This is a genomic window from Niveispirillum sp., assembly GCF_017996735.1.
Taxonomy (GTDB): domain Bacteria; phylum Pseudomonadota; class Alphaproteobacteria; order Azospirillales; family Azospirillaceae; genus Niveispirillum.
Genome location: NZ_JAGOGJ010000019.1, coordinates 1 through 24,789 on the forward strand (window position 1 = coordinate 1; position 24,789 = coordinate 24,789).

General features: G+C 65.3%; 25 protein-coding genes and 1 pseudogene. 13 read left to right on the forward strand and 13 right to left on the reverse strand.

Features of this window, described 5'->3' with window-relative positions:
* Positions 1–109, forward strand: a pseudogene (locus tag KBA48_RS08820) (IS5/IS1182 family transposase); the annotation flags it as partial.
* 427 nt (positions 110–536) lie between these two features.
* Here KBA48_RS08820 and KBA48_RS08825 read toward each other — a convergent pair.
* The 5 genes from KBA48_RS08825 to KBA48_RS08845 all read right to left on the reverse strand — a co-directional run bounded on the left by KBA48_RS08825 (position 537) and on the right by KBA48_RS08845 (position 9,241).
* Positions 537–2,759, reverse strand: coding sequence for a prolyl oligopeptidase family serine peptidase (locus KBA48_RS08825; RefSeq protein WP_292905316.1), 2,223 nt, complete (start codon positions 2,757–2,759; stop codon positions 537–539).
* A 146-nt stretch (positions 2,760–2,905) separates the two neighbouring features.
* A complete protein-coding gene (locus tag KBA48_RS08830) occupies positions 2,906–5,866 on the reverse strand; it encodes a TonB-dependent receptor (protein WP_292905318.1) in 2,961 nt (986 codons plus the stop codon).
* A 146-nt stretch (positions 5,867–6,012) separates the two neighbouring features.
* Positions 6,013–7,005 carry a FecR domain-containing protein gene (locus KBA48_RS08835; protein WP_292905320.1) on the reverse strand — a complete coding sequence of 331 codons (993 nt, stop codon included), beginning with the start codon at positions 7,003–7,005 and terminating at the stop codon, positions 6,013–6,015.
* Positions 7,006–7,581 (reverse strand): RNA polymerase sigma factor, encoded by a 576-nt coding sequence (locus KBA48_RS08840; protein ID WP_292905322.1) that lies wholly within the window; start codon positions 7,579–7,581, stop codon positions 7,006–7,008.
* Positions 7,582–8,066: 485 nt separating this feature from the next.
* A protein-coding gene (locus KBA48_RS08845; protein ID WP_292905324.1) for an IS3 family transposase occupies positions 8,067–9,241 on the reverse strand; the annotation gives its coding sequence in 2 pieces (ribosomal slippage) (positions 8,067–8,977 and positions 8,977–9,241; 1,176 coding nt in all).
* Between the two features lie 109 nt (positions 9,242–9,350).
* On the opposite strand from KBA48_RS08845, the gene KBA48_RS08850 reads away from it, so the two are divergent.
* Complete coding sequence (locus KBA48_RS08850; protein WP_292905326.1) at positions 9,351–9,746, forward strand: hypothetical protein; 396 nt, start codon at positions 9,351–9,353, stop codon at positions 9,744–9,746.
* Positions 9,747–9,939: 193 nt separating this feature from the next.
* Here the strand turns inward: KBA48_RS08850 and KBA48_RS08855 are convergent, their stop codons facing one another.
* The 8 genes from KBA48_RS08855 to KBA48_RS08890 form a co-directional block, all read right to left on the reverse strand.
* Entirely contained in the window at positions 9,940–10,428 is a 489-nt protein-coding gene (locus KBA48_RS08855; RefSeq protein ID WP_292905328.1) for a MarR family winged helix-turn-helix transcriptional regulator, read from the reverse strand.
* Positions 10,429–10,501: 73 nt separating this feature from the next.
* Positions 10,502–11,260, reverse strand: coding sequence for a fumarylacetoacetate hydrolase family protein (locus KBA48_RS08860; RefSeq protein ID WP_292905330.1), 759 nt, complete (start codon positions 11,258–11,260; stop codon positions 10,502–10,504).
* A 158-nt stretch (positions 11,261–11,418) separates the two neighbouring features.
* Positions 11,419–12,243 carry a fumarylacetoacetate hydrolase family protein gene (locus tag KBA48_RS08865; protein ID WP_292905332.1) on the reverse strand — a complete coding sequence of 275 codons (825 nt, stop codon included), beginning with the start codon at positions 12,241–12,243 and terminating at the stop codon, positions 11,419–11,421.
* Positions 12,225–12,911, reverse strand: coding sequence for a class II aldolase/adducin family protein (locus KBA48_RS08870; RefSeq protein ID WP_292905334.1), 687 nt, complete (start codon positions 12,909–12,911; stop codon positions 12,225–12,227). The genes KBA48_RS08865 and KBA48_RS08870 overlap by 19 nt, the downstream gene beginning before the upstream one ends.
* Entirely contained in the window at positions 12,901–13,806 is a 906-nt protein-coding gene (locus KBA48_RS08875) for a VOC family protein (protein ID WP_292905336.1), read from the reverse strand. The genes KBA48_RS08870 and KBA48_RS08875 overlap by 11 nt, the downstream gene beginning before the upstream one ends.
* A gap of 1 nt (position 13,807) precedes the next feature.
* Entirely contained in the window at positions 13,808–14,344 is a 537-nt protein-coding gene (locus KBA48_RS08880; protein WP_292905338.1) for a VOC family protein, read from the reverse strand.
* A 174-nt stretch (positions 14,345–14,518) separates the two neighbouring features.
* A complete protein-coding gene (locus KBA48_RS08885; RefSeq protein WP_292905339.1) occupies positions 14,519–15,991 on the reverse strand; it encodes a 2-hydroxymuconic semialdehyde dehydrogenase in 1,473 nt (490 codons plus the stop codon).
* A 337-nt stretch (positions 15,992–16,328) separates the two neighbouring features.
* Positions 16,329–17,096 (reverse strand): GntR family transcriptional regulator, encoded by a 768-nt coding sequence (locus tag KBA48_RS08890; protein WP_292905340.1) that lies wholly within the window; start codon positions 17,094–17,096, stop codon positions 16,329–16,331.
* Between the two features lie 190 nt (positions 17,097–17,286).
* Between KBA48_RS08890 and wrbA the strand changes: the two genes are divergently transcribed.
* The 11 genes from wrbA to KBA48_RS08945 all read left to right on the forward strand — a co-directional run bounded on the left by wrbA (position 17,287) and on the right by KBA48_RS08945 (position 24,752).
* Positions 17,287–17,886 carry an NAD(P)H:quinone oxidoreductase gene (gene wrbA, locus KBA48_RS08895; RefSeq protein ID WP_292905341.1) on the forward strand — a complete coding sequence of 200 codons (600 nt, stop codon included), beginning with the start codon at positions 17,287–17,289 and terminating at the stop codon, positions 17,884–17,886.
* Positions 17,887–17,905: 19 nt separating this feature from the next.
* Positions 17,906–18,223 (forward strand): 2Fe-2S iron-sulfur cluster-binding protein, encoded by a 318-nt coding sequence (locus tag KBA48_RS08900; RefSeq protein ID WP_292905342.1) that lies wholly within the window; start codon positions 17,906–17,908, stop codon positions 18,221–18,223.
* 12 nt (positions 18,224–18,235) lie between these two features.
* Positions 18,236–18,433, forward strand: a complete 198-nt coding sequence (locus KBA48_RS08905; RefSeq protein WP_292905344.1) for a 2-hydroxymuconate tautomerase family protein — start codon at positions 18,236–18,238, stop codon at positions 18,431–18,433.
* 29 nt (positions 18,434–18,462) lie between these two features.
* Positions 18,463–18,918 carry an SRPBCC family protein gene (locus KBA48_RS08910; protein ID WP_292905345.1) on the forward strand — a complete coding sequence of 152 codons (456 nt, stop codon included), beginning with the start codon at positions 18,463–18,465 and terminating at the stop codon, positions 18,916–18,918.
* A gap of 11 nt (positions 18,919–18,929) precedes the next feature.
* Positions 18,930–19,331, forward strand: coding sequence for a nuclear transport factor 2 family protein (locus KBA48_RS08915; protein WP_292905346.1), 402 nt, complete (start codon positions 18,930–18,932; stop codon positions 19,329–19,331).
* A 17-nt stretch (positions 19,332–19,348) separates the two neighbouring features.
* Positions 19,349–19,891, forward strand: coding sequence for a VOC family protein (locus KBA48_RS08920; RefSeq protein ID WP_292905348.1), 543 nt, complete (start codon positions 19,349–19,351; stop codon positions 19,889–19,891).
* Positions 19,888–21,048 (forward strand): epoxide hydrolase family protein, encoded by a 1,161-nt coding sequence (locus tag KBA48_RS08925; protein WP_292905350.1) that lies wholly within the window; start codon positions 19,888–19,890, stop codon positions 21,046–21,048. The genes KBA48_RS08920 and KBA48_RS08925 overlap by 4 nt, the downstream gene beginning before the upstream one ends.
* A gap of 123 nt (positions 21,049–21,171) precedes the next feature.
* A complete protein-coding gene (locus KBA48_RS08930; protein ID WP_292905352.1) occupies positions 21,172–22,359 on the forward strand; it encodes a cytochrome P450 in 1,188 nt (395 codons plus the stop codon).
* A gap of 91 nt (positions 22,360–22,450) precedes the next feature.
* On the forward strand, positions 22,451–23,347 hold the full coding sequence (locus KBA48_RS08935) for a fumarylacetoacetate hydrolase family protein (protein WP_292905354.1): 897 nt from the start codon (positions 22,451–22,453) through the stop codon (positions 23,345–23,347).
* Positions 23,348–23,361: 14 nt separating this feature from the next.
* The gene (locus KBA48_RS08940) at positions 23,362–23,823 is read left to right on the forward strand and encodes an HtaA domain-containing protein (RefSeq protein ID WP_292905356.1); all 462 of its coding nucleotides are present in this window, start codon (positions 23,362–23,364) and stop codon (positions 23,821–23,823) included.
* Positions 23,820–24,752 carry an alpha/beta hydrolase gene (locus KBA48_RS08945; protein ID WP_292905358.1) on the forward strand — a complete coding sequence of 311 codons (933 nt, stop codon included), beginning with the start codon at positions 23,820–23,822 and terminating at the stop codon, positions 24,750–24,752. The genes KBA48_RS08940 and KBA48_RS08945 overlap by 4 nt, the downstream gene beginning before the upstream one ends.
* Positions 24,753–24,789 lie beyond the last annotated feature (37 nt).

A 24,789-nucleotide genomic window follows, 5' to 3' on the forward strand; every position in this document is an offset into this window, starting at 1 on the left:
CTTCTGCAAACTCAAGGAGTTCAAGCGCATCGCCATGAGAGCTTGCAAAACAGACAAAAGCTTTGAAGCCATAATCTATCTCGCCGCTGCTGTCATCAATTCGCGCTGAATCCCCACAGGCCCTAGTCAAAGGAGGGAGCCGGGGCGCGCAGGGGGCGCACCGGCTCCTCTCCTCCCCTCACCCGTCCGCTAAACCGTCCTTTGCCGGGGAACTCAGCATCTGGCCGGACCTACGCATCCGATCGCAATCTGGGCGAGTTGTTCGCCAAGCAGCGTTCAAAGTAAGACGCACGCCCCAATGTCTGCTTACCGGGCGGCCATCAAGACGGCGGAAAGGCAACAAGGAGGCGCTATGCGGCCGTTGTGAATGGCGCAAGGGGGCGCAATGCAGCCGCATTCGGCACTGGCGACCCTGCCGGAGTAAACCCCGGCAGGGTCGTCAATCGCCCCACACGATAAACCGGTGGCGTCACGACAACTGGACCGGGCCAATTTCCGTCGCTACCCGTCCGATATCGGAGTCACCGCCGATTTTGTCACTCCGTCACTGGTTTAGCATCCCGCATGGCCCGCCAGCGGACATATTGCGCGGCCTTGGCCGGGTTGGGATCTTCCTCCCCCTTCAGCCAGAACCGGTACCAGTCGACATTGGTCTGCATGGAGGCCTGCCGTTCCAGCGGCTTGACCAGGACGTGGGTGCCGTCGGGATAGATCATCCATTCAACCGGCTTATTCAGGCGGCGCAGGATGGCGTAGCTGTCCCAGTAGGGGTTGACATAGTTGCCGCCCAGCTGTTCCACCAGCACGGCCGTCCTGATCTTGTCCAGATGGAAGACGGGGGCGTTTGCGATCCATTTGTCCAGCCCGGCACCCCAGGGGTAGCTGTCATTCATGCCCTCGTAATAATGGAGAGAATCGTTGCCGCCGCCTCGGTTCGCCTGGGCGCCATAGCCGAACATGCCGGTGCTGTCGCCGTCCGCGGTGGTAGCGGCAACGATGCGGTACTTGGAGAAGACCAGCATATGGTCGACGGTCATGCCCAGCCCGCTCCAGCCGATCAGCCCGATATGGTCGCGATCAATGATGCCCCGCTGGTCAAGCGTGTCGATCAGGGACTCGATCCCTGCCTGGTTCACCACCAGTTCCTGGTGGGTCGCAAAGCCTTCGCCCTTGCCCCCCATCTGCACCACCACGAAGCCTTGGCCGGCGAGCGGCTGGGCTGCATGCGGTCCGGGGGAGGGGCCGTCAACGATGAAGACGTCGCCGTAATAGCCATGCGTCTGGATGATTAACGGATAGTGGCGGCCGGGTTCGTACCCCACCGGCAGGGTCAGGTTCGCCTGCCAGTCGCGGCCGGACGCATCCCGCCATTCCACCTGGCCGGCATGGCCCAGCGACAGGCTGGCGAATTGCGGGTTCAGGTCCGTCAGGGTCCGCCGCCGGCCCGTCCGGATATCCTCCCCACCGATGTCCGGGGCGCGGTTATATCCTTGTTCCACCCACAGCTTGATGGGGGCTGCCTCTTTCATCTTCGCCGGCCCTTCTTCGCGCCACTTTCCGCCGGCCTTGCTGAAGTGCCTCTCGGTGGTGCTTCCCTTGGCCAACTCTTGGAATATCAGGGTGGCGCCATCCTTGCCGTCGGGCGCGATCTCGGAGATCTGGGCACCGGTATTTGAGGTGCCGGTCAAGGTGGTGACAATCGTCGCCTTGCCTGTGCGCGTATCGACGGCCTGTACAGTGGGGATCACCCCGTCACCCTTGGCCGCCATCACATTGCCGATCAGGACATTGTTGTTATCCAGCCAGGCGATCGACCATACGCCTTGTCTGCGCATGCCGGCCGGGGCCGCCATCAGTTTCTTCCTGGTTCCTTTTTCCAGGTCGAACAGAACAAAGTGGGGCCAGCAGATAACGCTGCCGCCTTCCGGCCCATCCACTTGACACGCGTGCGGCGCGCCAATCTGGCCGCCCAGATCCTGGGGCAGATGTTTTGCCCAGGCCGGATCCGTCGGCATATCCGTCAGTGCCGCCAGCTGACGCCCGTCTGGTGACAGGCTGTAGAGGGGGGGGATGTTGCCTTCGCCAATGCCGACCGGCAGTTCAGCCTTGGCCCCGTCCGGCTTGCCGACATAGACCCGGTATAGAGAGACGATGTTTTCACGCCCCTGCTGGACGATCTGGTGGATGCTCCGGTCCACCAGGGGGAAGGACGGCTTGTCCCATTCCTCTATCCGGTTGGGCACCGTGGCGGAGAAGGCGACGCGGCTTTGATCGCTGGAGGTTTGGAATGCCTGCACCCGGCGCGGATGCTGCGTCATCGCGCGCATCCTCTGGGTTTCTGTATCGTAGAGGAAGGCCTGATGCGGTTTGCCGTCTACGGCCGCAACGAAGGCCAGATTCCGTCCGCCGTCGGTCCAGTGAATGCCGCCCACCGCTTCCAGGTTCGCCGCCGACCGGGTCACCAGGATATCCCGCCCGGTGGGACGCGTGTCACCGCCATTGATATAGGCCAGGCTTTCATCCGTGCGGTAAAGCGTGATGCGATAGATATTCTCGCCCGTGGAAAGGTCGCCTTTCTGGGTGGCGATGACGAAATGGCGGTAGTCCGGCGACAGTTTCACGATCAGGGGCGACTGCCCCGATAGCACGGCAGCGGGATCAATCAGCCGGGTCATTTCGACCACATCGTTCACGGCGATGGGCCGTCTGGCCGTATCCTGGGCGGTGACCGGCAGGGCGAACAGCGCCAGGACGGACAAGGCAATGCACCGTCGCGCCGCGGCGCGAAGAACAAGAACCGATGATGACATGATGGTACCCTTTATGGGTGACAGGCGGACGATGCCGCCCGTGGAATGAAAAAACCCGCCGCCGGGGAAGCAGAAGACCCGGCGGCGGGTTGGCGTCACCACTTCCGGGCGATGCCGAGGGAGATGAAGCGGCCGCGCGGGTCGGCATTTTCCGGGTCGTAGCCCATGCCCAGCGGGTTGTTGACGAAGGGCGGATCCTTGTCGAAGACGTTCTGCACGTTCAAACTCACCTGCCAGTCCCGCATCCAGCCGCCCTGGAACCTTTCCGCCGTGTCGTAACTGATGGCGAGGTCGAAGGTCGTGTGGCTGTCGATCTTGCGGTTGGAGGCGGAGACATCGTCCGTGTAGCTGTCCTGATAAGTGACGAAACCGGTCACCGAAAGCCCCTGGTCCCCGGTCCAGGTCAGGCTGCTGCGCATGACCAGATCGATCGGGTGATGAACCGTATCGACCAGATCATAGACGGCGGAGGAGGAGCCGAAGGATTCCTTGAAGTTCAGGATATAGCTGGCGCCCAGGGTGGCATCGAACCGGCCATATCCACCGCTGTCGAAACCATAGGCGACATTGGCATCAATGCCGTCCACATCGGAGGTGGCGATGTTGAGAAGACGGCCATCAATGATGGCGGCGATCCCCCCCTGGACGCAGACGGACCGGTCACCCTGGAAGGTGGCGTCGCAGACGGCGTCGATCTGGGCCTGGGTCGGGTTCCGGGTGATGATCGACCGGTAGCGGTCTTCCTGGAACAGCACGGAGCCGGGGGCGGAAGGTGTACTGATCCGGTCCTTGAAGCGGATGCCGAAATAGCTGGCGTCGAAGGTGAAGCCGGGCAGTTGTTCCGGCTTCATATTCAAACCGAAGGTCCAGTTCTTCGATTTCTCATTGCGCAGATTATCATCCACGCCCTGCCGGTAGATGCCGGCGGAATGCCCGGTGGGAGAGGTCGGATCGTCCAGAACCACGGGGCCGGCGTTGGTGGGGTTGCCCAGCGTCGGCAGATTGGGCGCCCGGAAGGATTTCCCGTAGGCGGCGCGCAGCGTCAGGTCATTGACCGGCACCCATTCCAGGCCGACCTTGGGGTTGGTGGTGGAACCCGGGTCGCGCTTCAGGTTGCCGCCGGGCTGGATTTTCTCATCCTCATAGCTTTCGTGCCGGCCGGCGACGGACAGGGTCAGCCGCTCGATCCCGGGCAGGCTGTTGCCGGCCCCGACGACCGGAATGATCATCTCGCCGAAGAAGGCCGTCACGTCACGGCGCAGGCGCCGTTCCAGGTAGTAGCTGAAGCCGGGACTGTCGATGGAGAAATCAAGCCGTTCCATGCGGTAGTCGGCTCCAACCGCCAGCTTCACGGCCCCGCCCGGCAAGGTGAACAGGGTGCCGTCCATGATGGCATTCCCGGACCAGATCCAGGAATCCGATTTCATGTTGCTGATCGCCCGCAACCCGGCCAAGGTCGCCGCATTGGTGAAGGAGCCATCGCCAAAAGGGTTGAAGGCCGTCGCCGGATTGGGATCGGCCAGCGCCGCCGAAAGCGCCGTCATGTCGATGCCGTTGGTCAGACGCTTGCTGCGTTCTTCGCTGTAGGCGGTATAGACGCGCAATTGCCAATCCGAAAACAGATCGGCGCTGCCCCCGACCACCCCGGCCCCGGTTTTCACCTTGCTGTCATTCACATACTCCCCCAGGTCGGGCGTGAAATCATAGGCGATATAGGTGAAGCCGCGATTGAAGGGATCGACGACGAAGGGATTGCTGGCCGGAACGAACACCAGAGAGCTCTGCGGACCACTCCGGAAGCGGGCGTTGCGCTCGCTGTAACGTCCCTCGGCAAAGGCGGAGATGCCCTCGGTGATATCCTGATTCAGCTTGGCATAGGCGCTGTCCCGGTTCTGCCGGGCGAACATGTCTGAATTCGCCGACTTGTTATCAGCGCGGTTTATCTGCCCCGGCAGCAGGTCGGCATTGGTCAGGTGGCGGCCGTCCTGCCCCTTGGGGACGGCGTAGAGCGGCTGGAAATTATTGTCCAGGATGTTGCCGGGGCTGCTGTAGATGCCGCGAAAATCATCCCCGCCCAGGGGGCGAAGGTCGGCACTGCGGGTGAAGGACCGATCGCTGTAGGGCAGCGGCTTCTGTTCGTAATGTTCATAGGAAAGCAGTGCATTGCCGCCCGTCCAGGCCGTGCCGAAGGTCTGGTTCACCGTCAGTTCGCGAAGCCCGCCATCGGTGACGCTGCCATAGCGCACCTTGGTTTCCGCCCCTTCATAGTCGGTGCGCATGATGAAGTTCACCACGCCCGCCACGGCATCGGCGCCATAGATGGCCGATGCACCGTCCGGCAGCACCTCCACCCGCTCGATGGCACCGGCGGGGATGGAGGAGATGTCGGCGAAATTGGCGTCGATGCCGGCCACGGGAATGCGGCGCCCATCCACCAGCACCAGTGTGGAATCCGTGCCCAGGCCGCGCAGGTTGACGGCCGAACCGGAGGTGAAATTGGAACTGGCCTGGCCGATCACCGTGTTCTCGGCCACGCCGCCACGGGAATTCTGCGGCAGGCTGCGGATGATGTCGCGGGCCGTGGCAAAGCCGGCGCGGTCGATGGCAGCCCGGTCAATGGTGATGACATTGGTACCGACGCCGTGGGAACCCCGGATATAGGTGCCGGTCACGACAATCTCTTCCAGCAGGTCGCCGTTGGCTCCGGGCTCCAGTGCCGATTTGCGGACGGGAATGGCCGGCGCATTGGCGCGCGGCGCCAAGGTCACCACACCATTGGCGCCCGTCGTCACCAGCAGGTCCAGATCGGCCGTCAGCAGATTCAGGGCTTCGGACGGCGTATAGGTCCCATTGACGGCCGGCGTGCTCTTGCCGCGGACGGCGTCATAGGGAAAGACGATTTGGATTTCGGCCTGGCGGGCCAGTTCGTTCAGGGACTGGGCGGCATCGCCGGCGGGAATGCGGAATGATCGCGTGTAGGCGGACGTGGGGCGGCTGTCCTGGGCTGAAGCTGCTGGGATGATGGATGTAAACGTAAGGAGAGCGGCGCCACACATAAGGAAATGGCGGGTTCTTGTCCATGCCGGCCGGCATGGACTCTGTCGATTGAGAGACATGCGTAGTTCCCTGTTCTTTGGATTGCGCTCCGATTTGATCGGTTATGCGCAGAGGAAGACGCAGGTGTTTCCAAAGTCCGCCACTGTTACTCTAAATTATTTTTACCCTGAACATTCTCCTTGTTGCCGGACTGATCCTGCCGTCGGGTCAGGATCAGCCGGTTCCCCTGCCGCTGGACGCCGACGGGGAAGGACTGAACCAGCGCGTCGGTGAAGCCGGCGGGATCGGTGGCGCGGAAGGAGCCGCCGACTTGCAGGGCGGCAATGGATGGATCGGGGATGTCGATATGCAGATGGTTGTAGCGATTGAAAGCCGCCGCCGCCGCTGCCAGCGTTTCGCCGGCAAAGACCAGCCGGCCGCTTCGCCAGGATTGCAGCCGCTCCAATTCCGCGACCGGGTGCTCCTCCTGCTGGCTGTGTCCGTCCGGGGTCATGCGGAAGTTCTGGCCGGCCGCGACGCGGGTCAGCTCACGGCCGGCCTGTTCGATGGACACGACCCCTTCGCTGACGGCCACGGCCAGATCGCCGCCATCGATATTCACGGTGAAGGCGGTGCCGACAGCCCGCACATCCGCCAACGGTGTGCGCACGACGAAGGGGCGCGCCTTGTCCTTGGCCACCTGAAACAGGGCCTCACCCTGCTCCAGGTGAATTTCCCGCAGGGTTGCGGACAGGTCGATAGCCAGATGGGTGGCCGTGTTCAGTTCCACCGACGATCCATCGGCCAGCACACTGCGCCGCTGTTCCCCTACTGCCGTTTCCAGGTCGACAGGACCGGGCCAAAGCGCGGCGCCAAGGGCGACGGTCATCAGAAGACAGGCTGCCAGTGCGGCGGCCGTCAGCGGGTGACGCGCAATGGCCCGTCGCCAGGCGGGTGGCTCCATCCTCCCTGTGCTGGCCGCGCGCAGCCGCGCAAGCCGGGCGTCAACAGCCTGAAGGCGGACATAGGCCCCCTGATGCCGCGGGTCGGCATCCCGCCAGGCCTGAAAGGCAGCGTCGGCAGCCGGGTCCTGTCGCCCCTCGGAACGACGGACCAGCCACTCTGCGGCTTCTGCCTCGATGGTGCGTTTGCGTTCCACTCAATTCTCCTGGGCTCGGCGGGGGCCTCTGCCCTGTTGCGACAGCAGTCCTTCATCGGGCGCTGTCAACCAGTCGGCGCATAGACGCATCCCGCGGGCGATGTGTTTTTCAACTGTGCTGCGGCTGATATGCAGTTGCTCGGCTGTTTGTGCCAGGGTGAGACCCTCGATCTTGTGCAGGACGAAGGCCTGCCGACATTGTGTGGGCAAACGTTCGATGGCATGACGCAGCCGCTCCTCCTCCTCCCTTTCGCTGATGCGGGCGTCGGCGGACAGGGCGGGATCGACGCCGGCCAGTCGGGAAATATCCGCGACGGAGTGGATAGGAACGACCCGCCGTCGTCGCACCTGGTCCGCCGTAAGGTTGCGCAGGATGGAAAAGATCAGTCCGCTCAGATGTCCAATGCCGGTGGGAGCGACGCCGATCAGCCGGGCATAGGTTTCCTGAACCAGATCCTCGATTTCCGTCTGGTTCCAACCGGCACGCACCAGCCATCCGCGAAGCCGCGGTTCCAGCGGCAACACGTTTCGGGCAAACCAGTCCGCTCTTTCCCTAGACTCCCGATCATCCATCATCGAACTGGTGCTTCCCCTCCCGACCCGTCATCGACATATGGTCGATGCCCCTCGTCAAGGAAGACGCAAGAGGCTCGCGAATCCGCCATTGTCGGCCAGGGGAATTTTCAGGTCCCCATGAGGCTAATTGGTGGAGGGCTGGACCTTTATGGAGCAACTTTCAGCGCCAGTTAAGAGATGGAGACCGTCGCCCTCGGCCTGACAGTTCGCGCATCGCCGGTGCTGCCTGGCGCGCACTGCAGCAGGTCCCCCTGTCCCGCAAACGGTCCTTTGTGAGCCAACGAGACATTTGTTCCGAAATCCGAATACGCCAAGGATGGGCTTGTCCGGAAAAAGTGGAGAACGATGTCCTTAATGTCAGATAGGATATTGCCCCATGACGAATGAGAAGAAACGCGGTCCGGGTCGGCACGCGCATTTCACGGCTGAGTTCAAAGCCGAGGCGGTTTGGACTTGACCGGAAAAAGTGGAGAGCGATTGGTTGGCTATGCTGCCAGCTTGCGAGGCAAGCTCTCGAACTGGATTGGGGTTTTGAAGCCCAAGGCTGAATGCCTTCTTGTTGGGTTATAGAACGCGTCGATGTATCGGCCAATGGCAGTTTCGGCGGCGATGCGGGTTTTGAAGACGGTTCGCCAGACCAGTTCCGCCTTCAGCGTCTTGAACACGGTTTCCACCATGGCATTGTCGTAGCAGTTTCCCTTGCCGCTCATGGAGGCGATGAAACCATAGGCGGACAGGAGCTTTTGGTAGTCGTCCGAGCAATATTGGCTGCCGCGATCGGAGTGGTGAATGACGCCCTTCGGCGGCCTGCGGATAGTGATGGCGCGCCTGAGGGCGTTTAGGGCGAGATCCTTCTTCAGCCTGTCGGACACCGCCCAACCGATGATGCGGCGCGAATAGAGTTCGAGCACGATGGCCAGATAGAGCCAGCCCTCGGCGGTCCAGACATAGCTGATGTCGACGCCCCACTTCTCATTTGGTCCGGCGGCGGCAAAATCCTGGTCGAGGACATTGGCGGCAACCGGGCCTTTGTGGTCGCTGTCCGTCGTTTTCTTGAAGCGGCGCTTCTGCAAGGTTTTCAGGCCATTATCGCGCATGAGCCAGGCAACGCGATGACGCCCGACGGCAATACCGTCCTCGTTCAGCTCTGCCGTCATGCGCGGGCTGCCATAGGTCTCATTGGATGTCCGGAACTCGGCCCGGATATGGGCGAGCAGAACCATGTCCTCGCGCTGGCGCAGGCTTGGCGTGCGACCTTTCCAGGCATAAAAGCCGCTTTCGCTGACGTCGAGCAACGCGCAGGCACGCTGGAGCGGCACATTCGCCTTCTCTGCCTCGATGACCTTGAACCTCATTTCATGGTCTCCTTGGCAAAGAAGGCGGCCGCTTTTTTTAGCAGGTCGCGCTCCTGCCGCAGAATCTCGTTTTCCTTGCGAAGACGCGCCAGTTCCCTGGCGGTGTCCTCATGCGGGCCGGAAAGAAGATCAGCCTCTTTGGCCGATGAAACCCACTTACCCAGCGTCGATAGCCCAACACCAAGATCTTCGGCAATCACCCGCAAAGGACGACCACTCGTCTGGGTCAGGCGAACCGCCTCGGCTTTGAACTCAGCCGTGAAATGCGCGTGCCGGCCCCGACCGCGCTTCTTCTCATTCGTCATGGGGCGATATCCTATCTGACATTAAGGACATCGCTCTCCACTTCTTCCGGGCAAGTCCAAGAAATCCCTGATCGCCCGGCTGGAGGAGTTAGAGTGCCAGGAGGCCGAGTTGCGGGCCAAGCTGGCCGCCATGCCCATCATCCCTGCCCTGGACGTGCCGGCCGACATCGCCGGCCAGTACCAGACAATGATCGCGCGGCTGGAGGAGGAATTGGCCGATCCCGACCAATGCACCGCGGCGATGGGAACGATCCGGTCCCTGATCACTGGCGTGGTGCTGGAACCGGGATCCCGCCCTGGCGAAGTGCGTGCGCTTCTGCGGGGTGCGTTGGTAGGGCTTATAAGAGCAACAACCGGCAGAGAATTACCTCTGCCGGTTGGCTTACCATCGGTGGATGCGGGGGCAGGATCTGCTCTCGACTTGCGACCCGCCCTCAGGGATTGTCGAATGCTGAAACTGCTGGCTGCCGAAAACCGCAACGGGCTATTTCGTGTTGCAGCGTAGCTTGTCCGAGACAGCAAACCCAACGCAAGGTCATAGTAGCCGGGTAGGTGCAACAAATGTTGCAGGGGGCGGCGGCGAATACCGCCTGTGCGGCGTCCAAAGCGCCTTCCCGTTCAGCCACAGCCAACCGGGCTAGCGTATCAAGAGGCGAATCTCTGTCCAGCAAAAGCTGATGGCTGACACAATGGCGGCATCAGATGCTTCCGTCCTCCGAGACATCCTGGCCCGGATCCGCGTCTATCCCCGCCAGGATGCGCAGGCAGCGCAGGAACGTCTCGCGATCGGCGGGCGACAGCGGGGCGATGATCTGCCGCTGGGCCTCCTCCACTCCCGGCAGCCTCTCGGCCAACAGCGCGCAGCCCGCTTCCGTGATCCTCATCACCCAGGCGCGATTGTCCTGCGGGTCGCGCTCGCGCTCCACCCAGCCGCGCGACACCATGCGCCCGACCATCTCCTTCATCGTGCTCTTGTCGATGCCCGTGGCCTCCACCAGATCACTCTGCGAGGCTCCCTGCCGCTTGGCCAAGGCCACCAGCAGGGCGATCTGCTGACGCGTCACATCCTCACCGACGAGGCGCACGAAAATCTCGTACGAGCGCTGGTGATTGCGCCGCAACAGATGGCCGGGCGCCTCCAGGAGCGAAAACATCTGCAATCTTCTCCTGAACTCGATCTTGTCCACGTGCTCCTCGTCCGTCCCTGGTGACATGCGCCCGTACCTTACCGGGGCCGGACCGGGAAATCCAACAAGGCGATCATCCGACCCGGAATTCCACCCTGCCCAGCCGGCTGACCACCAGCCGGACATGGTTGCCAACGGACAGGTGCTCCGCCGCCGTCGCCCCGCCGGCCATCACGATGTCGCCGGCCCCCAGCGGTTCCCCCGCGTCATGGGCCAGCCGGGCGGCCGCCACCAGCGAGCGCAGCGGGTTGCCCAGGATGGCGGCGGAAGACCCGATCTGCCGGGGCTGACCGTCGATCTCCATGATCATGCCCAGGTTCGACAGGTCGATGGCGGGATCGGCCCAGGGACCGATGACGAAGCCCGACGAGGAACTGTTGTCGGCGATGACGTCGGTCAGGGAGAACTTGAAATTCTCATACCGGCTGTCGATGATCTCCAGCGCCGCCGCCACGCCGCCCACCGCCGCCAGGGCGCCGGCCGGCGTCACGGTGCGCGGCAGCGGCGCCTTCAGCAGGAACGCAATCTCCGGTTCCACCCTCGGGTGGACATAGGCGGAGAAGCGGACGGCCCCGCCATCCTCCACCAGCATGGCGTCGGTCAGCCGGCCCCAGATCATCGCGTCGACACCCATCTGGGCCATCTTGGCGCGGCTGGTGAAGCCCATCTTGATGCCCACGCGGCGCTCGCCGCGGGCATAGCGGCGCGCCATGGACGCTTCCTGCACGCGATAGGCATCCGCCACCGACAGCGTATCGCCCAGTTGCGGCGTGGCGGTGGCGTTGAACATGGCGGCATCCAGCCGCGCGGCGATTTCCATCAGTTCGGACAAGGTCGAACCCCTTTTTTTCCCGGATTATTCCCAGGTCCCGGTGAGCGGAACCGATCACCGGCCTCAATCGCCGGCGCCACCATCCGGTGGCTTGGCTACGCGCCACGAGGCGCGCGGCGGCAGTCGCTGCCGAACCAGGTCCCGATGAGTACCACTCATCAGGACTTGGTATTTTCGGCGAAGGAAACACGGACGGGATCGAACCCCTCGATCCGCGCCTCCACGAAGTCGCCCGGCTCCACCGCCACCATGGGCCCCAGGGCGCCGGCCAGCACCACATCCCCTTCGTTGAGGGGACGGCCCAGGGCCGCCATGCGCCGCGCCAACCAGGCCAGCGCGTGCAGCGGGTTGCCGAGGCAGGCGGCACCGGCCCCGAAGGAGACCTGATCGCCATTCCTCTCCAGCACCATGCCGCACAGCCGCAGGTCGACCGCCGCCAGCGGCACGGGCCGGGTGCCCAGCACGAACAGGCCGGAAGACGCGTTGTCGGCCACGGTGTCGACGATGCCGATGTCCCAGCCGGCGATGCGGCTGTCCACGATCTCGATCGCCGGCAGCACATGGGCCACGCAGCCGATCAGTTCCGCAGCCGTCAGCCGGGCGGTGTCCACCGGCCGGTCCAGCACGAAGGCGATCTCCGCCTCCACCTTGGGCTGGATCAGCTGGCCTGCCGGTACGACGGCACCATCCTCCACCTCCATGTCGGCGAACAGATGGCCGAAATCCGGCTGGTCCACGCCCAGCTGCCGCTGCACGCTGCGCGCGGTCAGGCCGATCTTGGCCCCCACCACGCGGCGGCCCTGCCGTTCCCACCAGGCGGTGTTGGCCGCCTGGATCGCATAGGCGTCGTCGATGGTGGCGTCGGGAAAGGCCCGGCGCAGCGCCGGCATGGGCGCCCCCGTCTCGTGGCAGCGCCGCAGGGCGGCCGCCTGTTCGTCGCGCGCGACATCGTTCATCGCGCGGTTCAGTTCTGCAATTGCCATTCGGAATCTCCGGCGCACAGGAAGTGCCACATGCGTTCGAACAGGCCGCCGGTCCCCACGGCGCGCTGCGCCGCCTCGTCGGCCGTATAGGGGATGGGCTCCGCCCCGCCGGCGGCAGCCGGCAGCAGCGCGATCTCCAGGCGGGCGGCATCCTCCAGGAAGAAGGCCAGGCAGGCCGCCTCCATCAGCGAGGCGCCGGCGGTGACGGCGCCATTGCCCCGCAGCACGATGGCCCGCCCCGGTCCCAGCATCCCGGCCACGGCCCCGGCGCTGTCATCGTCGCGGACCAGGGCGGTGCCGGGCCACAGGGGCGGACACGGCGAGAAATAGGCGCCCAGCCCGTGCAGGACGCGCGGCGTCCGGCCCAAGGCCGACAGCGCCATCAGGGCCGGCGACTGGAACCGGCAGATGCCGCCGACATCGGGCCGCCGCCGGTAGATGGCACGGTGCATGCGCACCTCCGGCAGGGCGCGGGACGGCAGCGGACCGTCCAGCGGCACCGCCACGCCGGGATCGCCCACCGCCACGCTGCCCAGCGGCTGTGGCGGCGACACCAGGAAATGGCCGCCATCGACACGGGCGCTGACATGGCCATAGGCATGGGCCAGCCCGTGCCGCCCCAGCGCCCGCGCGGCCAGCCGCACGGCCAGGGCGTTGTCAGGCGGCATGGGGTGCCGCCTTCTCCCCCGCCTTCACCACCGCGCTGAACTCGCTGATGTCGGGGACGGAGCCCCAGCTGCAGAAGCTGGCCTTGGCCTTGGGGAATTGCCGGGGGACATAGGTCTTCTCGTCCTCCGCCGTGATCAGGCGCACGCCGGTGGAATATTCATAGACCATGCCGTCCGGCCCGTAGAAATACAGGAACCGCGCGCCCGAGGTGGGGTGCCGGCCGGGGCCGAAGGCGATGCGAACATTGTTGTCCCGCAGGAAGTACCAGGAGCGCATGATGTCGTCATGGCTCTCAGTCTGGAAATTGATGTGCTGGACGCCGGCATAGGTGGACGGGAACAGGGCAATCTTATGATGGACCTCGTCGATGCGCAGCAGGGCCGCATCCCCGATCCAGTCGCTGACCTTGGCGCTCATCAGCCTGGTGTAGAACGCCTCGTCCTGGCGCGGGTCGGACGTGCGCAGGCCGACATGGCTGAAATCCGTGATACCGGCATCGCGGGTAGGAAAATAGCGCCGGCCGCTGGCCGCCGGGCGGGCCACCAGGTCGATATTGTTGCCGGTCGGGTCCTGGATGGTGATCAGGCCGCCGACGCGGCGCTGCTCACGCTCCTCCGACGTACCGTGGCGAACCGTGACGCCAGCCTGCTCGAACATCACGGCGGCGGTTTCCAGCGCCTCCATGCTCTTGACCTCGAACCCCAGCACATGGCCGGAATTCACCCCCTTCGTATAGACAAGGTTGTGGTCGCGGTTGTCCCCGCGCAGATAGGCGCAGGTGGCGTCCCGGTCCACCAGTTCCAGGCCCAGGATGCGGGTGGCGAATTCGACGCTCTCGTCCAGGTCCGACGCGCCAATGCGGACATAGCTTATGTCGTGAAGGTCGGCGCCCATCTCACGCCTCCCCGTCAGGGCCGGCATCGGCGCCGGTCTTGGGGCGCTGGAACTTGCGGCTCATATGGCCGGCCCCTTCCTGGTCGCCCATCTCAAAGCCCCAGGAATATCCGCCCTTGGGGTTGGACAGGATCTCCCAGGCATTGTCGTCCAGGTCCCAGAAATAGAAGCAGTAGGTGCCATGCTGGACCACGGGCTTGGTGATCTTGTGCAGGCCCCATTTCTCAGCATTGGCCTTCACCAGTTCCCAGGACCGGTCCACGTCCGCGTCCGTGGGCACGTCCAGGCCGTTATGGTTCAGGAACGGCATCTCGCCCTCGGCCTTGCGCGGCCCCTGGACGACGACGATGATCTGGTCCCCACCCAGGCGCGCCCAGAAGGAGACGTTGGCCATCTGCACCGTCTCGAATCCTAAGAATTCCTCGAAGAACTGGCGGGTACGCCTGATGTCCTTGCATTCCAGCGTCGCGTGCGAATAGAAGCGGGTCTTCAGGACCGGTTCCACCTTCTCGCGGCTGGCCTCGGCTATTTCCGTCATTCTTATGTCCTCCCTCGGTTGCGGCCTTATGCCATGTCCCGGTGATCTTAGCCGATCCCCGGGCCTCAATCGCCGGTGCCCACATCCATGGGCTTTGGCTACGCGGCCTATGCCGCGCGGCGGCAGTCGCCGCCGAACCTGATCCCGGTAAATTCCACTCACCGGGATCAGGTATTACAGCCGGATGCAGATATTGGTCGGCTCCGAATAGAAGTTGACGGAATGCACGCCCCCTTCCCGGCCCACGCCCGACAGTTTGGCGCCGCCGAAGGCCGTCCTCAAGTCGCGCAGGAACCAGCTGTTGACCCAGCAGATGCCCACTTCCATGGCGGCCGCCACGCGGTGGCCGCGCGACAGGTTCGTGGTCCAGATGGACGCCGCCAGCCCGTATTCGGTATCGTTGGCCATGCGCACCGCCTCCTCCTCGCTGTCGAAGGGGATGATGGCGGCGCAGGGGCCGAACACCTCCTCCCGGCAGACGCGGGCGTCATGGGCCAGGCCGGTCCACAACGTGGGCTCCACGAAGAAGCCGCCGGCCGCCTCTCCCGACAGGGCCGGGATGCCGCCGCCGGTCACCACCTGCGCCCCATCCTCCACGGCCATGCGGTAATAGCCCAGCACCTTCTGGCGATGCTCATCGGAGATGAGCGGCCCGAAATCGACACCCGCCTCCTCTGGCAGGCCGGGCTTCAGCGCCTCGGCCCGGGCCTTCATGCCGCGCACGAAGGCATCGAACACCGACCGCTCCACATAGATCCGCTCCGGCGCCAAGCAGACCTGGCCCGTGTTCAGGAACACCGCCCGAGACAGGCCGGCCACGGCCGCATTCAGGTCGGCGTCGGCGAAGACGACGGCCGGGTTCTTGCCGCCCAGTTCGAAGGACAGCGCCTTCACCGTGGGGGCCGCTGCGCGCATGATGGCGGCACCGGTGCGCGTCTCCCCCGTGAAGGTGATGGCACGCACACCGGGATGGCTGGTCAGGAACTCCCCGGCGCTGTCGGGGCCGAAGCCGTGGATGACGTTGAACACGCCGTCGGGCATGCCGACCGCGCTCATCACCTCGCCCAGCAGGGTGGTGGTGGACGGCGTCTCCTCCGACGGCTTCACCACCACGGCATTGCCGCAGGCCAGAGCCGGCGCCACCTTCCAGGTCATCAGCAGCAGCGGCAGGTTCCAAGGGGAGATCACACCCACCACGCCCAGCGGCCGGCGCACCGCATAGTTCAGCGCCCTGCCCCCGTCCGGGGTGTCCATCTCGAAGCTTTCGGCGGGCAGGTTGGCGATGACATCGGCGAAGACGCGGAAATTGGCAGCACCCCGGGGAATGTCCAGGTGATGGGCCAGGCCGTGCGGCTTGCCCGTGTCGGCGATCTCGGCCGCCAGGAAATCGTCGAACCGCTTCTCGATCCCCTCGGCCACGGCGACCAGCATGGAACGCCGCCGCGCCAGAGTCATCCGCCCCCATTCCCCCTCCACCGCCCGGCGCGCGGCGGCCACGGCGGCATCGACGATGGGGCGGTTCGCCTCATAGGCAATTGCATGCACTTTACCGGTCGCGGGATCGACCACATCGAAGGGCCGGCCGCCATCCACGAAGCAGCCGCCGACATAGTTCCGCAAATGCCGGGTCTCACTGGAAAAGGCCATTGAAACATCTTTCCTATGACAGGGCCTGTTGGGATGTATACGTCCTATTGCGGCGTGACGCAAGCTGAAAGTGTACGCACTTATGAAAGGCGTGATGGGATGGAGGTAATGGGGGCGACTGCCCTTCCCCTTCATCCCGATGAAGGGCCGGTGGGAGGCCATGGGCACCAGATTTCAGCTTCTCCAACCGTCACCCCGGCGAAGGCCGGGGTGACGGTTGGAGAAAACCGCGAAGACGGTGCCCATGCCCCCACAGCGGGGTGAAAGGCGCAAGCAGGGAAGCGGACGCGGCCATGGACGGCACCCGTGGGACGCACAGCCCACCGTCAGGCGCGCGTCAACGCCGCCCGTCGGCCACCGCGACGCCGCGCGCGCCGGCGATGGCGAAATGCAGGCTGTCGCGCAGGCGGGCCGTGTCATATTCCGGCGCCAGCGCCGCCAGCAGTTCCAGCGCCGTGCGCGCCAAGTGTCGCGCCGCCAGCTCGCCGGCCAGCGCCGCATCGCCCTTGGCGATGGCATCGAACAGGCTGCGATGTTCAGCCTCCCCGCGCTGCCACCAGCCGGGCAGATGCGCCCCCTTGTTGGCGGACTGGTAGCGGGCCGACCGCAATTCCAGCCCGGCCAGATCCTCCGTCATGGAGGAACCAGATTCCGACACGATCAGCTGGTGCAGACGGCGGTGCAGCGTGCGCCAGCATTCGAAATCGCGGTGGCTCTCCTCGCTCTCCAGCCCGCGGATCGTCTCCTCCAGCCGGGCCATCAGCGGCGGCGTCATGCGCCGGGTGGTGATGGCCACGCCCAACGCCTCCAGCAGGACACGCTTCATATAGAGCGCTTCGATATCCTTGGGGTCGAAGCCGACCACCCGACTGCGGTGGTTGGGTTCCCCCACCAGCAGCCCGCCCTCCTGAAGCATGCGCATCGCCTCGCGCACGGGCGTACGGCTGACATCGAAGACCCGCGCCACCTCCACCTGGGACAGGATGGTACCGGGCTTCACGTCGCCGGACAGAATCGATTCCCGCAAACTTTCATACACTTCCACCGCCGTGCGGCGTTTGTCGGCCTTGTCAATGGGCTGAAAGATGGCGGGTTCGAGTGTCATGATCGGAACGTAACCGGCGGCTCCGCCGACGTCAAGGGCTGGCATCGCCTGCCGTCCGCTCTCCTGGCAGCTACAGAAAAGGACGTATAAGTCTTATTGACAAGAACTCGTCGCGCATCAATAGTGTGTCCACTTTTACCGATCCCCGCGCCCATCTGGCGCCCCGCCCCCCAATCCAAGCGGAGCCCTTATGACCAAGGTCCTCGTCCTCTATTATTCCACCTATGGCCACACGGAGACGATGGCCGCCGCCGTCGCGGAAGGGTGCCGCGCGGCCGGCGCCGTCGCCGACCTGCGGCGCGTGGCCGAGACGGTGCCGGACGACATCGCCCGCGGCGCCGGCTTCAAGCTGGAGCAGACGGCGGTCGTCGCCGACATCAACGAGTTGCCGGACTATGACGCCATCATCGTGGGTGCCCCCACCCGCTTCGGCCGCATGCCGGCGCAGATGGCGCAGTTCTGGGACCAGACCGGGGGGCTGTGGATGAAGGGCGCCCTGATCGGCAAGATCGGCGCCGCCTTCACGTCCACCGCCACCCAGCATGGCGGGCAGGAGACGACCCTGTTCTCCATGCTGACCACGCTGCTGCATCACGGCATGCTGATCTCCGGCCTGCCCTATTCCTTCACGGGCCAGATGGGCCTGGAGGCGGTGAAGGGCGGTTCGCCCTATGGCGCCTCCACCGTCGCCGACGGCGATGGCAGCCGCCAGCCGGGTGCCGCGGACCTGGATGGCGCCCGCTTCCTGGGGCAGCATGTGGCGACACTTGCCGGCCGCCTGGGCAAATGACACGAAGGGGAGGAAACGAATGGCCGTTTTGAATGTCAGGACGCGCGACGGACAGATTCACCAGGTCGAGGCTGAGGCCGGCGTCAGCATCATGGAGAGCATCCGCGCGTCCGGGATCGACGAGTTGCTGGCGCTGTGCGGCGGCTGCCTGTCCTGCGCCACCTGCCACGTCTTCGTGGACGAGGAATTCGCCGCCCTGCTGCCGGGTCCCGGCGAGGAGGAAAGCGACCTGCTGGAAAGCGCCGACAACCGCAAGGCCAATTCCCGCCTGGCCTGCCAGGTGATGTTCGGCGACGGCATGGACGGCCTGACCGTCACCATCGCGCCGGACAGCTGAGGAGGTGCCGCCATGCCGCTGATCAATGTGCAGATCATCTCCGGGCGCACCGACCGGCAGAAGCGCGACCTGATGCGGGGCCTGGCCCAGGCGGCCATGGACGCGCTGGATGTGCCGGAGAAATCCGTGCGCGTCATCCTGACCGAGGTGCCCGCCACGCATTGGGGCATCGGCCTGACGACCAAGGCCGACGAGCAGGCCCCGGCCTGAACCAGACAATCCATCCAAGGAGGAAGCCCATGTTCACCCTGTCCCATGCCATCGCCGTCAACCCCGAAGGGGCCGAGATCATCCTGACGCAGGAGGAGGTCTGGCGCGGCCTGGAAATGAAGGCCGAGAACGCCCTGCCCTTCGTGCCCGGCATGGCCAAGTGCGAGGTGCTGGAGCGCGGCAAGGGCTGGCTGCTGCGCGAGGTCATCTTCAAGGGCCACCAGGTGCAGGAGAAGATCCTGTTCCGCGCGCCGACCCAGGTGCATTTCGAGCGCATGGACGGCGGCGGCTTCATCGAGAACACCATCAGCACGTCGGACAACGGCCTGCTGCTGACCTTCACCTTCGGCCTGGTCTTCCCCGGCTGCCCCGAGGGCTCGCAGGCGGAGCGCGACCATGGCGAGAGCATGAAGGGCGACTATATCGGCGCCGTCGCCGCCACCCTGGCCAAGGTCCGCGCCATGAAGCTGGCCGGCACGCTGTAAGGGGGCGGACCATGACCAACGGGACGTACACCGCGTCGGCACCCGCCGGCGCGGAAGATTGGGTGTCGGCCTTCTTCCGCACGGCGGACGCCTGCGATGCCGACGCGCTGGCCGCCTCCTTCGCCGAGCGTATCGACATGCGCTTCGCCAACAATCCCCCCGCCACCACGCGGGAGGAGGCACGCGACGGGCTGCGCGCCTTCCTGACCCACCTGACCGGGATGCGGCACGAGGCGCATGCGCGCTTCACCGATGGTGAGGGGGTCGTGCAACTGGCCACCGTCACCTACATCCTGCCCGGCGGGCGCGAGGTGCCGCTGCCGGTGGCCAGCCATCTGCGCCGCAACGAGGCGGCCTTGATTGACCGGCTGTGGATCTATATCGACCTCGCCCCCTTGTTCGCGCACCCGTGAAGACCCAGGGGAACGACATGACGGCCAACAGCATCCGCGGCATCGACCATATCGGCCTGACCGTGCCGGACATCGCCAGCGCCGAACGCTTCCTGATCGACGGGCTGGGCGCGCAGTTCATCTATGAAACACTGAACCGGACCATGCCACCCTTCGAGGGGCTGGCCGTGGAACATATGATGCAGGGGCCGCCGGGCCTGCGCATCGCCGTGATCCGCATGTACAGGATGGCCAACGGTCCCGGCATCGAGCTGTTCCAGTACGACCAGGTGGCCGAGCCGCGCCCGGCTCTGCGCGGCTGCGACACCGGCTGGCAGCATGTCGCCCTTTATGTGGACGACATGCAGGCTGCCATCGACCGGGCCGTGGCTGCCGGCGCGGAACTGCTGAACCAGCCCTGGGACCTGATCGCGAACGAAAGTGGGCCCGGCAACCGCTTCTGCTTCCTGAAGGCCCCGTTCGGCGCCCTGATCGAACTGATCACCTTCCCGTCGCCGCAACCCTATGAGGGGACGACGGAACTGCGGCGCTGGAAACCGCCCGTGGAGAAAGCATCATGAGCGCCCTGCGTCCCTTCCAGATCCGGATCGCCGATGCGGAACTGGACGATCTGCGCGACCGGTTGCGCCGCACGCGCTGGCCCGGACCGGAAACGGTGACCGACGACAGCCAGGGGCCGAAGCTGGCCGCCATGCAGGCCCTGCACCTGAACTGGCTGACTCGCTATGACTGGCGCCGGTGCGAGGCCCGCCTGAACGAACTGGAACAGTTCCGGACGGAGATCGACGGCGTCGACATCCATTTCATCCATGTCCGCTCGCCGGACGCGGATGCCACGCCGCTGCTGCTGGCCCATGGCTGGCCGGGATCGGTGCTGGAATTCCTGGACTGCATCGGTCCCCTGACGGACCCCGCCGCCCATGGCGCCGAAGGCGCGCCGGCCTTCCATCTGGTCATCCCGTCCATGCCGGGCTTCGGCTTTTCCGGAAAGCCGGCGGGCACCGGCTGGCATATCGGGCGCATCGCGGCCGCCTACGCCACGCTGATGGCCCGGCTGGGCTATGAGGGCTGGGTCTGCCAGGGCGGCGACCTGGGCAGCGCCGTGGCGGAGGCCATCGGCCACATGCGCCCGCCCGGCTGCCTGGGCATCCACCTGAACATGTCCTTCTTCCAGCCCACGCCGGCCGAGATCGCGGCGGCCGACGCGCAGGAACGGACCTGGCTGGCCCGGGCGCAGCGCTTCTTCGCCGAGCAGTCTGGCTATTTCGAGCATCAGAGCACACGGCCGCAGACCATCGGCTACATGCTGGCCGACAGCCCCGTGGGCCTGGCCGCCCTGATGTACGAGAAGTTCAGCGAGACCAGCGACCATGGGGGCGACGTCACCGGGGCCCTGTCCATGGACCGGATGCTGGACGGGATCATGCTGTACTGGCTGACCAATTCCGGTGTTTCGGCCGCACGCCTCTATTGGGAACTGCGCCGCGCCATGCCGCCGGCTCCGCCGCCGCCCGTCGAACTGCCCGCGGCCTATAGCGGCTTCGCCGGAGAGACGATCCTAGCCTCCCGCCGCTGGCTGGAGGCACGGTTCACGCGCCTGGCCTATTACACGATCGTGGCGCGCGGCGGACATTTCGCGGCCTGGGAACAGCCCGGCCTGTTCGTGGCGGAACTGCGCGCCATGCTGCCGCATCTGCGGGCGGCGGCCGGGCGCTGAGGCGTCATCGGGATACACAATCCCTTATACTGATCCGGGATATCCGCACAGATTTGCGGAATCTCCTGGACAGTCAAAAACAAATGTGGATACACTTTAACAAGTTTCGTCGGGAGGAAAAGCATGGTTGAGAATTGGCGGCCCACCGAGGCGTTCGAGGCGCTGGCCGACGGGCGGGACTGGGACGGCGGCCGCGTCTATGCGGACCTGCTGTCGCGCGCGCCCGTGGCCCTGATGCAAGGCAAGGGCGGCGGCAACAACATGTGGGGCATCTTCAGCGCCGCCGAGATCGAGCGGGCGGCCACCGACCATGCCACCTTCAGCAATGTCACCGTGCCGGAGGGCGCGCCGCGCATCCTGCCGCTGATGGTCGATCCGCCGGAACACACGGGCTATCGCCGCGTCATCAACAAGTTCTTCATGCCCGGCCCCATCAAGGCGATGGAAGAGAAGATGCGCCCCGTGGCCGTCGACCTGATCGACGGGATGATCGCCCGGGGCACGGCCGATTTCTCCCAGGAATACGCCTATCAGCTCTCCATGCGCACCCTGTGCAGCTTCCTGCGCGTGAAGGAGGACTGGTCGATCTACAATGACTGGTCGCGCGAGATGGAGGAGGCCACGGGGGCCGGCACCGTGGGGGCCGGCAAGGACCTGCCGCAGGAACTGGTCATGCGGGTCTTCCCCTATATCCAGGGCCTGATCGCCGAACGCCGCGCCAACCCGTCCGACGACGTGATCAGCGGCTTCGTGACGGAGGAGGTGAACGGCCAGAAGCTGGATGATTTCACCATCACCCAGCTGGTCATGGCCATCATCCTGGCCGGCAAGTCGACGGCGGCCAGCGGCATGGGCAACATCGTCCTGCGTCTGGCCCGCGAGCCGGAGATCCAGCAGTTCCTGCGCGAGAATCCCGACCGCATCCCCGACGCGGTGGAGGAAGGCCTGCGCCTGGAATCCCCGCAGCAGGAAATGCCGCGCAAGGCCACCCGCGATGTGGAGGTGGCGGGCGTGACCATCCGCAAGGGGGAATCCGTCTTCCTGAACTACGGGTCGGCCAACCTGGACCCGGCCCGCTGGGAGGACCCCGGCAAGTTCATCCTGGACCGCCCGCGCCGCCAGCATTTCGCTTTCGGACGCGGCATGCATACCTGCTTCGGCGCACCATTGGGCCGCATGCAAATGAAGATGACGCTGGAAGAACTGCTGAAGCGCACGAAATCCTTCGAACTGGCCGGCCCGATCCAGCGCCATACCTGGCCGCGCCTGTCGGTGGAGCGGCTGCCCCTGCGCTTCGTCCCCGCCGGCTGAACCATTTGAACCCATGCATGGCGCCTGTCCGACCGCCCCGGCAACGGGGCGGAAGGATGCGTGCGCCCCGAACGAACGAAGTGGATATGCCATGAGCCGCTTTTACCGCCTGGCCGTGATCTCCCATGCCGGGCAACCGCTGGCCGTCGTGGAGCAAGAAGGCAGGCTGGTTCCCGTCGCCGCCATCCTGGGCGAAGCGCCGGGTCCGCTGACCGGCCTGGGCCCGCTGCTGGCAGACTGGCCCCGCTGGTCGGCCGCCATTGAGGCCGCGTTGCCGGCCGCCGATGCCTTCGCTGACGCCATCCAGGCGACGGACGCGAAGTTCCTGCCGCCCGTGGCGGTGCCCGGCAAGCTGGTCTGCATCGGCGCCAACTATCATGATCACATCAACGAGATGCCGATCCCGATGGTGCCGAAATACCCGTTCAGCTTCATCAAGCCGCACAACAACACCCTGCGCGGCTCCGGCGCCCCCGTGAAGGCGCCCCAGGGCGTCGCCATGATGGATTACGAGGCGGAACTGGGCGTGGTCATCGGCGTGGAATGCGCCAACGTGCCCGCCGCCGAGGCCCTGTCCGTCGTTGCCGGCTATCTGAATTTCAACGATGTCTCGGCCCGCGACTGGATCGAGAAGCGCCCGCCCATCGGCGTCGACTGGGTGATGCACAAGGGCTTCGACGGTTTCGCGCCCGTCGGCCCCTATCTGGTCCCCGCCCGGTTCGTGCCCGATCCGCAGGACCTGCCCATCCGCCTGTCGGTGAACGGCCAGGTCCGGCAAAATTCGTCCACCGCCCAGATGGTGTTCGGCGTCACCCAATGCATCGAGCATCTGTCGCGGATCATGACGCTTTACCCAGGCGACATCATCGGCACCGGCACGCCGGCCGGCGTCGCCCATGGGCGCAAGGACAAGGCCTATCTGGCGCCCGGCGACATCATCCGGATGGAGATCGGCCCGCTGGGCGAACTGGTGACGCCGGTGATCTGACAGGAGTGCATGCCATGGCCCAGGCCGGTCTTCTCTGGTCGATCAAGCGATCCTTTGCCGCCTATGTGGCGCGGCTGCCCGATGGCCGCCTGAGCCTGGATGACGGTGTCCGGCCGGCCGACGGCGACCGGCTGTACTTTGCCTTGGACGCCGGCGCGCACGATCTGTCCTTCGCGGGCGCCGTACGCTTCACGGGCCATTTCGGCATGCTGTCCGTCACCATCGCGGCACCTTCGCTGCTGCTGGACGCGCCGGAGTTGCGGGGCACGATGCTGGCCGGGCTGGGTGGCGCGGAACGTCGACCGCTGGTGCATTTCCGCTATCGGTACAGCGACGACGCAATGCGTCTCCTGGCCGGCGACGTCCGTCTGGCAGCCGATGCCGTCGCCCTGTTCGGCGGCACCTATGGCGAGGGCGAGTGCTTCGATGATTTCGAGGTGCTTTTGCCCGGTTCCGGCGAGGAGCGTGTTCAATGACCGGCAAAACCATGCCCGTCACGGGGAAGGGGACGGTCACCGGCGTTCCCGACCTGCCGCCCGGCTTCACCGACCTGTTCACCAGCGTCCGGGTGGATAGCGGCCGTCTGTGCCATCACGTCGTCCAGGGCGGCGATGGGCCGCCGCTTTTGATGCTGGCCGGCTGGCCGCAATGCTGGTTCGCCTGGCGTCACCTGATGCCGGCCCTGGCCGGGCACCGGCGGCTGGTGGTGGCCGACCCTCGCGGGGTCAACCTTTCCGACAGACCGATGGACGGCTATGACAGCCGCAGCCAGGCGCTGGACATGTTCGCGCTGATGGATGCGCTGGGATATGGGGAATTCGATTTCCTGGGACACGACATCGGCATGTGGACCGGTTTCGCCATGGCCCGGACCGCGCCGCAGAGGCTGCGCCGTCTGATCGTGGGTGAAGCCACGATACCGGGCGTCTCAGCTTCCCCGCCACTGCTGCCGGCGGACCGGTTTCCCAGCGACCTGCTGTCGCATTTCAATTTCAATCGGTTGCGCGGGGTCAACGAATTGCTGGTGTCCGGCCGCGAGCATATCTATTTCGGCCATCAGTTCGCCACCAAGGCCGGGCGCCCGGACGCCCTGTCCGCTCCGGCAAAGGAATTCTATATCGATCTGCTGCGCGATCCCGATGCCTTGCGCGCCAGTTTCGAATTCTACCGCGCCCTGGATATCAGCATTCCGCAGAACCAGGCGTGGCGGACCGGACCGAAGATCACCAATCCCGTCGCGACCTTCGCCGGGCGCCTGTGCGTGGGCGACGGGGTCGAACGGGAATGGCGCAGCATCGCCGACGATGTGACTTCGCTGGTCATCGAGGATTGCGGCCACTATCCGGCCGAGGAAAAGCCCGAGGCGCTGCTGGCCTTCGTCGATGCCTTCCTGCGCCGACCTTGAACATAAAGAGACGGAACATAAAGAGACGGGAGGAAAC

What these genes read in the sequence shown, in the direction of transcription:
- KBA48_RS08865 (WP_292905332.1), bottom strand. Translation starts at nt 12,243, where the DNA reads ATGGCAATTGCAGAACTGAACCGCGCGATGAACGATGTCGCGCGCGAC.
- KBA48_RS08935 (WP_292905354.1), top strand. Translation starts at nt 22,451, where the DNA reads ATGAGCCGCTTTTACCGCCTGGCCGTGATCTCCCATGCCGGGCAACCG.
- KBA48_RS08915 (WP_292905346.1), top strand. Translation starts at nt 18,930, where the DNA reads ATGACCAACGGGACGTACACCGCGTCGGCACCCGCCGGCGCGGAAGAT.
- KBA48_RS08940 (WP_292905356.1), top strand. Translation starts at nt 23,362, where the DNA reads ATGGCCCAGGCCGGTCTTCTCTGGTCGATCAAGCGATCCTTTGCCGCC.
- KBA48_RS08910 (WP_292905345.1), top strand. Translation starts at nt 18,463, where the DNA reads ATGTTCACCCTGTCCCATGCCATCGCCGTCAACCCCGAAGGGGCCGAG.
- KBA48_RS08945 (WP_292905358.1), top strand. Translation starts at nt 23,820, where the DNA reads ATGACCGGCAAAACCATGCCCGTCACGGGGAAGGGGACGGTCACCGGC.
- KBA48_RS08920 (WP_292905348.1), top strand. Translation starts at nt 19,349, where the DNA reads ATGACGGCCAACAGCATCCGCGGCATCGACCATATCGGCCTGACCGTG.
- KBA48_RS08870 (WP_292905334.1), bottom strand. Translation starts at nt 12,911, where the DNA reads ATGCCGCCTGACAACGCCCTGGCCGTGCGGCTGGCCGCGCGGGCGCTG.
- KBA48_RS08880 (WP_292905338.1), bottom strand. Translation starts at nt 14,344, where the DNA reads ATGACGGAAATAGCCGAGGCCAGCCGCGAGAAGGTGGAACCGGTCCTG.
- KBA48_RS08875 (WP_292905336.1), bottom strand. Translation starts at nt 13,806, where the DNA reads ATGGGCGCCGACCTTCACGACATAAGCTATGTCCGCATTGGCGCGTCG.
- KBA48_RS08900 (WP_292905342.1), top strand. Translation starts at nt 17,906, where the DNA reads ATGGCCGTTTTGAATGTCAGGACGCGCGACGGACAGATTCACCAGGTC.
- KBA48_RS08925 (WP_292905350.1), top strand. Translation starts at nt 19,888, where the DNA reads ATGAGCGCCCTGCGTCCCTTCCAGATCCGGATCGCCGATGCGGAACTG.
- KBA48_RS08905 (WP_292905344.1), top strand. Translation starts at nt 18,236, where the DNA reads ATGCCGCTGATCAATGTGCAGATCATCTCCGGGCGCACCGACCGGCAG.
- wrbA (WP_292905341.1), top strand. Translation starts at nt 17,287, where the DNA reads ATGACCAAGGTCCTCGTCCTCTATTATTCCACCTATGGCCACACGGAG.
- KBA48_RS08885 (WP_292905339.1), bottom strand. Translation starts at nt 15,991, where the DNA reads ATGGCCTTTTCCAGTGAGACCCGGCATTTGCGGAACTATGTCGGCGGC.
- KBA48_RS08840 (WP_292905322.1), bottom strand. Translation starts at nt 7,581, where the DNA reads ATGATGGATGATCGGGAGTCTAGGGAAAGAGCGGACTGGTTTGCCCGA.
- KBA48_RS08830 (WP_292905318.1), bottom strand. Translation starts at nt 5,866, where the DNA reads ATGTGTGGCGCCGCTCTCCTTACGTTTACATCCATCATCCCAGCAGCT.
- KBA48_RS08890 (WP_292905340.1), bottom strand. Translation starts at nt 17,096, where the DNA reads ATGACACTCGAACCCGCCATCTTTCAGCCCATTGACAAGGCCGACAAA.
- KBA48_RS08930 (WP_292905352.1), top strand. Translation starts at nt 21,172, where the DNA reads ATGGTTGAGAATTGGCGGCCCACCGAGGCGTTCGAGGCGCTGGCCGAC.